7 protein-coding genes are annotated in these 6,379 nt (G+C 69.7%); 1 reads left to right on the top strand and 6 read right to left on the bottom strand.

Going from position 1 to position 6,379, the window contains the following annotated elements:
• The first annotated feature begins 325 nt into the window (after positions 1-325).
• Positions 326-1,069, top strand: coding sequence for a hypothetical protein (locus IH13_RS0125545; protein WP_051835922.1), 744 nt, complete (start codon positions 326-328; stop codon positions 1,067-1,069).
• A gap of 401 nt (positions 1,070-1,470) precedes the next feature.
• On the opposite strand, the gene IH13_RS0125540 is transcribed toward IH13_RS0125545, so the two are convergent.
• From IH13_RS0125540 to IH13_RS0125515, 6 genes are all read right to left on the bottom strand, one after another.
• Positions 1,471-2,340 (bottom strand): amino acid ABC transporter permease, encoded by an 870-nt coding sequence (locus IH13_RS0125540; RefSeq protein WP_031088241.1) that lies wholly within the window; start codon positions 2,338-2,340, stop codon positions 1,471-1,473.
• Complete coding sequence (locus IH13_RS0125535; protein ID WP_031088239.1) at positions 2,337-2,981, bottom strand: amino acid ABC transporter permease; 645 nt, start codon at positions 2,979-2,981, stop codon at positions 2,337-2,339. The genes IH13_RS0125540 and IH13_RS0125535 overlap by 4 nt, the downstream gene beginning before the upstream one ends.
• A gap of 16 nt (positions 2,982-2,997) precedes the next feature.
• Complete coding sequence (locus IH13_RS0125530) at positions 2,998-3,912, bottom strand: glutamate ABC transporter substrate-binding protein (protein WP_031088237.1); 915 nt, start codon at positions 3,910-3,912, stop codon at positions 2,998-3,000.
• 10 nt (positions 3,913-3,922) lie between these two features.
• Positions 3,923-4,666, bottom strand: coding sequence for an amino acid ABC transporter ATP-binding protein (locus IH13_RS0125525; RefSeq protein ID WP_031088236.1), 744 nt, complete (start codon positions 4,664-4,666; stop codon positions 3,923-3,925).
• A 101-nt stretch (positions 4,667-4,767) separates the two neighbouring features.
• Complete coding sequence (locus tag IH13_RS0125520) at positions 4,768-5,229, bottom strand: DUF6278 family protein (RefSeq protein WP_031088234.1); 462 nt, start codon at positions 5,227-5,229, stop codon at positions 4,768-4,770.
• Between the two features lie 429 nt (positions 5,230-5,658).
• The gene (locus IH13_RS0125515; RefSeq protein WP_031088233.1) at positions 5,659-6,324 is read right to left on the bottom strand and encodes a response regulator; all 666 of its coding nucleotides are present in this window, start codon (positions 6,322-6,324) and stop codon (positions 5,659-5,661) included.
• Positions 6,325-6,379 lie beyond the last annotated feature (55 nt).

The following is a 6,379-nucleotide window of genomic DNA, read 5'->3' as shown; positions in this document are numbered from 1 at the left end:
TGCGCCGAGGGAGCCGACGACGGCGATCACGCTCAGGAACGACACATTCCGGCCTACGGAACGACGCATCCGTACCTCCAGTGAAGGATCGTCCGCGCAGGGTAACGCCGACGCACCCGGATCGTCAGGACCGCCTCGGACACGCGTCCGTACGCCCGCCGAGGGCTCTCCCGTCATGCCTGGTGGACAGGCGGGCGGCGCGCCGCGAGGGTGAAGGGCGTCCGCACACCGGTGGGACGGGGACGCCCGGGCGGCGCGGCGAGGTGTCGTGCCTGTCGTCGTGCGCCTGGCAGGGACCGCGGAAGATCCCTTAATATGCCCGGCCATGACGGACGACGTACGCAACATCGTGCTGGGTGTCATAGCCGCGGGCGTCAGCGCCACGCTGGGCTGGCTGGCCCGCACCTACCTCTGGCGCCGCAGACTCCGCCGCAAGCAGGCGTTCTTCGGACTGCCGGGGAACTCCGAGTGCCTGCTCGTCGTCAACCGCGACGCCGGCACCGACGGGGCGGTCCACCGCCACGACGTCTTCGCCCTGCTCGAACTCTCCGCGCTCATCAAGGACTGCTCGGCGCACGCCCGGATCCTCTCCCACGACCTGACCCAGCAGGGCTTCGGCGAGCGCACGGAGTTCTGCGTCGGCGGGCCCGGCTCCAACCGCCGGACGGCCGCACACCTGACGACCCTGCTGCCGGGCGTACGGATCACCACGGGCCCCGAACCGGGCCCCGAGCGCGCGGCGTTCCAGATCGGGTCCGAGCACTACCGGCTGGAACGCGGCGTCTCGGAGCACGTCCTGCTGGCCCGGCTGAAGGGCGGTCAGGACAGCCGCCCGGTCTTCCTGTTCTGCGGGCAGCGGGCCATCACCAACCAGGCGGCGTCCCGCTACCTCGTCCGCAACCACGAGAAGCTGCTGCGCAGGCACCGCGACAACTCGTTCGTCCTGCTGCTGAAGGTGGTCAACTCCCAGTCCTACGGGCCGGACGTGGTGGAGCTGATCGGCGATGTCACCCGCGCCGCGCAGACCGCCCCCGGCCGCCCCGGACCCGTCCTCCGGGTGACGGGCTGAGGGCGGCGAGCCCCGACCCCCTTCGCAGGAGGTGCGGGCGACGCGGTTGGAAGCCATCCCACCACCGCACTCCCACACGAGACGGCGCAGGGGCAGCAGGCCGCCGCCTCTACCGCGGGGTGAGACTGCCCGTGCTCATGGACACCTGGCCGGGCATGGCGGGGGCTTCGTGGAGCGCGTTCAGCGGCACGACAAGATCTCCCGTGTCGTGCGGAGCCGCCGTTCAGGCGGGCCGGGCGGTGCCCCCGTCGTCACCGGCGCGGCGCGGGCCCGTCCGACCCACCTGTGTCGAGCGCGATCCGACCGGCGCGCAGCTGACCTTCCCTTCCTCCCGTGACGGGTTCCGCCGTCCGGGAGGAGAGGTGATCACCGGCTGCCGCCGGACGGTTCGGCCGTGGCTGTCACGTGCCCGGCATCACCGGTCCCGGCTGCGCCGTGGAGACGCCCGTCGCCTCCGTCCTCGGGTTGCGCCGCTGCCGCCTGGCCACCCAGGTGGCGAACCAGGAGAGCAGCATGCACATGCCGATGTAGATCGGCGAGATCACCATGACCACCGGGATGAACGGCAGGTCGTAGTCGAGGTTCGACGCGATCAGCTTGCCCGCGTGGAGGAACTCCTCGTACGTGATCAGGTAGCCCAGCGACGTGTCCTTGAGGGCCACCACCAGCTGGCTGATGATGGTGGGCAGCATCGCGCGCACGGCCTGCGGGGCCAGTACGTGGGTGGTGACCTGGGTCTTGCGCATGCCCAGCGCGTACGCGGCCTCACGCTGCCCCCGCTCCACCGAGTTGATGCCGGTACGGAACACCTCGGCGAGTACCGATCCGTTGTAGAGGGTCAGGCCGGCCACCAGTGCGGGCAGCGGCTGCACCTTCAGTGCGACGAAGACGAAGAAGATCATCACCAGCACCGGCATGGCCCGGAAGAACTCCACCAGCAGCGTCGAGAGCCAGCGCACCGGCCGGTGGACGGAGAGTCGTCCGACCGCCAGCACGGCGCCGAGCGCGAGGGAGAGCACCGCCGCGTACGCGAAGGCCTTGAGGGTGTTGCCCAGGCCGCGCAGCAGCAGTTCCTGGATACCGACGTAGGTGAAGGGCGTCCACTTCTGGCTGGTGAACTGGTCGGTCTCGAAGAGGAGATGGAGGACCCAGGCGATCAGCCCGGCGATCACCAGCGACGCGGTGATGCCGTAGAGGAAGTGCCGTCTACGGGTGACGGGCCCCGGGATGTCGTAGAGCGCGGTGGCGTGGGGGGTGGAGGAACGGGTCATCGGGCGACTCCCCAGCGCTTCTCCATGAAGTTGAAGAGCGCGCTGATGGCGAGGGTGATGATCAGGTAGCCGACGGCGATCCAGACGAAGGACCAGATGATGCTGTAGCCGAGCTCGTTGAGCGTCTTGTAGGTGCCGAGCAGCTCGGTGACGCTGAAGGCGCCGGCGATGGCGGAGTTCTTGGCCAGGGCGATGAGCGTCGAGCCCACCGGCGGGATCACCGACCGGAAGGCCTGCGGCAGGACGACGTTGCTCAGGGTCTGGCTGAAGGACATCCCCAGGCTGCGGGCGGCCTCGCCCTGTCCGGTGGGCACGGTGTTGATGCCGGAGCGCAGCGCCTCGCAGATGAAGGCCGAGGTGTAGCAGCCGAGCGCGAGGACCGCGAAGAGCTGGAAGGGCAGCACCAGCCCGAAGCGCGGCAGCCCCAGCAGCACGGCGAAGAACAGCAGGGTCAGCGGGGTGTTGCGGAGCACCGCGACCCAGACCGTGCCGATCGCCCGGAGAGCGCTGACGGGCGCGACCCGGAAGGAGGCCATGACGAAGCCGAGCGCCAGTGCCAGGAGGGACGCGTACACGGTGAGTTCGACGGTTCCGAGGAAGCCCTTGCCGTAGAGCGAGAAGTTGTCTGTCAGTACGTCCATGGTGGTGGCCGGCCCCTCACTTCGCCGGGTAGCGGTCGATGGGCGGGGGTTTCGGCGCGGGCACCCCGGACAGGCCCAGGGTCGCCTCGAAGGCCTTCTTCCAGTTCCCGTTCTTCTCGTTCTCCTTCAGGGCGTCGTCCATCGCGAAGCGCAGCGCGTTGTCCTTGCGCGGGACGCCGATGCCGTAGGGCTCCTCGGAGAACGGTTTGCCGACGACCTTCATCTCGTCCGGTGCCTTGGCGGCGAAGCCCAGCAGGATGGCGTCGTCGGTGGTGACGGCGTCGACCTGGAAGGTGAGCAGGTTGTCGACGCAGATCGAGTACGTGTCGTAGGCGACCAGCTTCGCCTTGGGGTAGTCGGCCTTGATGCGCTGGTACGGCGTGGAACCGGCGGCCGAGCAGACGGTCTTGCCGGCCAGGTCCTGAGGACCGTGGATGTCGTTCTCGTCGGTGCGGACAAGGAGTCCCTGCCCCGCCATGTAGTAGGGCCCGGCGAAGCCGACGATCTTCTTACGCATGGCGTTGACGGTGTAGGTGCCGACGTAGTAGTCGATCTGCCCGTTCTGGAGTGCCGTCTCCCGGTTGGCGGAGGCGATGGTCCGGAAGCGGATCGTCTTCGGTTCGAAGCCGAGGGAGGCGGCCATCATGCGGGCGATCTCGATGTCGAAACCGGAGTAGACGCCACTGGCCGGGTCCTTCTCGCCCAGGTAGGGCTGGTCCTCCTTGGCACCGACGACGAGGTGGCCCCGCCGGTGCGCCTTGCGCCAGGTGGGCGACTGGGGCAGCTGGAAGCCGGTGTCGACCTTGTAGACCGGCAGTTCGTCGGCCCGGGGGCCCTTGACGGGAGGACTGCCCTCCCTGCCGCAGCCGGCGGCGAGCGCGGCGAGCAGGAGGCCGGCCAGCACGGCCGCGATGTTCTTCGTACGCAACACGGTGCCCCCGTCAGTGCTTGAGGATCTTGGACAGGAAGTCCTTGGCCCGGTCGCTCTCCGGGGCCGTGAAGAAGTCCTCGGGGGTCCGGTCCTCGACGATGCGCCCGTCCGCCATGAACACCACGCGGTTGGCGGCGGACCGGGCGAATCCCATCTCATGGGTGACGACCACCATGGTCATCCCCTCACGGGCGAGCTGGCGCATCACCTCGAGCACCTCATTGATCATCTCCGGGTCGAGCGCCGAGGTGGGCTCGTCGAAGAGAAGGGCCTTGGGGTCCATCGCGAGGGCCCGGGCGATGGCGACCCGCTGCTGCTGCCCGCCGGAGAGCTGGGCGGGCAGCTTGTCGGCCTGACCGGCCAGCCCGACCCGCTCCAGCAGTTCGCGCGAGCGCCGGTCGGCCTCGTCCTTCTTCCGTCCCCGGACCTTGAGCTGGGCGAGCGAGACGTTCGCCAGCACGGTCTTGTGCGCGAACAGGTTGAACGACTGGAAGACCATGCCGACTTCGGCCCTCAGCTGCGCGAGCCCCTTGCCCTCCTCGGGGAGCGGTTCGCCGTCGATGAGGATGCGGCCGGACTCGATCGTCTCCAGCCTGTTGATGGTCCGGCAGAGCGTGGACTTGCCCGATCCCGAAGGGCCGATGACCACGACCACCTCCCCGCGGCCGACGGTGAGATTGATGTCCTGCAGGACGTGCAACTTCCCGAAGTACTTGTTGACGTCCCGCAGCTCGATCAACGGATCGACGGCCATACGCTGCCCTACCCACTTTTCGCTGTGTCGAGGTCAGCGCAAACTATCCATGCTCCAGCCGGACTTGTGGGCCGACACGCACCAGCGGCGCATAAGGCTGTTTATCGCGATATCGCCTCGGGGCCGCTCTCGGCGGACTCCGCGTACATCTCCGAGAGCTCGGGACTGCCCGTCATCGCCCAGTCCAGACCGGCGGTGACGACGTCGATCTCACGGCCGGACGCCAGGCGCACCACCGGTTGTCCGCTCGCCAGGATGTCCCACGCCGCGCCCGGGACGGTCCGCACCAGGACGGTGCCGAGGTAGAGCCCGGCGTCGTTGCCCAGCCAGGGCAGTTCGTCCGGGTCGTCGCGCCACCGCGGCGGGAGCTGGTCGAGTGCCGACAACGAGGCGGGACTGTCGTCGAGCCGCAGACCGCTCTGGGTCGCGCGGGTCCGCAGCAGTTCGCATTCCGCGAACAGCTCCGCCATGCCCTCCGGGTCGTTCTCGACGGCTGCCGCGAGGGCGCCCCCTCGCGTACCGCCTTGACGCTTACGCCAGTTGTCCAGAAAAGGGATGTACATACCACCAGGGTCCCATCCCCACCGCGTTCCGTACCGCAGGGCGCGCGACCGTTCTCGGTCCGGCACTGGGCACCGGGCACCGACCGGTCGTACAGGTGCCGTCTCCCCCACCGCCCAGGGGACTTGCCCGCCGGTGCACGGCAAGCGCGGTGCCGTGGCCGCACCACGCCCGTCGACGGGTCACCCCTTGGCACGGCAACGGCGCCTGCCGTGACGGGTGGTCAGCACCTGGTGGGGCGTGTGTCCTCGTTGCCCAAAGGGGCGGTGGCGCACGAACCGCCCCTGCGTCGGGGTCGGTTCACCGGCCCACGGTCTGACCTCAGATCCCCCCTGACGCGACCGACGACCGGCCTGCCCACCCGCCACGGCGAGCACCGTTGCTGACGTACTGGGCGAAACCGATCCACCCTGCCTCCGGCGCGGAGCCTGTCAGCCCCCGATCCCCGGCACGACCAGGCCGGATTCGTACGCGATCACCACCGCGTGGGTCCGGTTCTGTGCGCCGAGCTTGGTCAGGACGTTGCCGACGTGTGTCTTCACCGTCTCCTGGCTCACCCCGCACAGTTCCGCGATCTCCGGGTTGGACAGGCCGGTGGCCAGCAGGCGCAGCACCTCCTCCTCACGGGCCGTCAGCGCCGCCCGCGGCAGCGCCGCGGCGGAGCCCAGCGGGCGGGCGGTGACCATCTGGCGGAGGGCCGCCGGGAAGAGGATCGCCTCGCCCGCCGCCACCACCCGCACCGCCTCCGCGATCCTGGGGACCGGGAGCCGCTTGAGGACGAAGCCGCCGGCCCCGGCGCTGAGTGCGGCGGTGACGTAGCCGTCGTTCTCGAAGGTGGTGATCACCACGACCTTCGGCGGCTCGCCAGGCCCCGCGAGGAGCTGCCGGGTGGCCTCGATGCCGTTCAGGCGCGGCATCCGTACGTCCATCAGGACCACGTCCGGCCGCAGTCGCCGCGCCTGCCGGACCGCCTCGACGCCGTCGGCCGCCTCCCCGGTCACCGCGATCCCCGGCTGCATCCCGAGCAGCGTGCGCAGACCGCTGCGGGTCACCTCGTCGTCGTCCGCGATCAGGAGGGTGACAGGGGTGCCCGCCACGTTCGCCTCCGGGCCTGTCTCTTATACACATCTCTGAGCGGGCTGGCAAGGCAGA

This window comes from Streptomyces sp. NRRL WC-3549 (assembly GCF_000721935.1).
Classification (GTDB): domain Bacteria; phylum Actinomycetota; class Actinomycetes; order Streptomycetales; family Streptomycetaceae; genus Streptomyces.
Note: the sequence above shows the minus strand (reverse complement) of the source record. Positions and strands in the feature narration are given on the sequence as shown.

What these genes read in the sequence shown, in the direction of transcription:
- IH13_RS0125520 (WP_031088234.1), bottom strand. Translation starts at nt 5,229, where the DNA reads ATGTACATCCCTTTTCTGGACAACTGGCGTAAGCGTCAAGGCGGTACG.
- IH13_RS0125545 (WP_051835922.1), top strand. Translation starts at nt 326, where the DNA reads ATGACGGACGACGTACGCAACATCGTGCTGGGTGTCATAGCCGCGGGC.
- IH13_RS0125535 (WP_031088239.1), bottom strand. Translation starts at nt 2,981, where the DNA reads ATGGACGTACTGACAGACAACTTCTCGCTCTACGGCAAGGGCTTCCTC.
- IH13_RS0125525 (WP_031088236.1), bottom strand. Translation starts at nt 4,666, where the DNA reads ATGGCCGTCGATCCGTTGATCGAGCTGCGGGACGTCAACAAGTACTTC.
- IH13_RS0125540 (WP_031088241.1), bottom strand. Translation starts at nt 2,340, where the DNA reads ATGACCCGTTCCTCCACCCCCCACGCCACCGCGCTCTACGACATCCCG.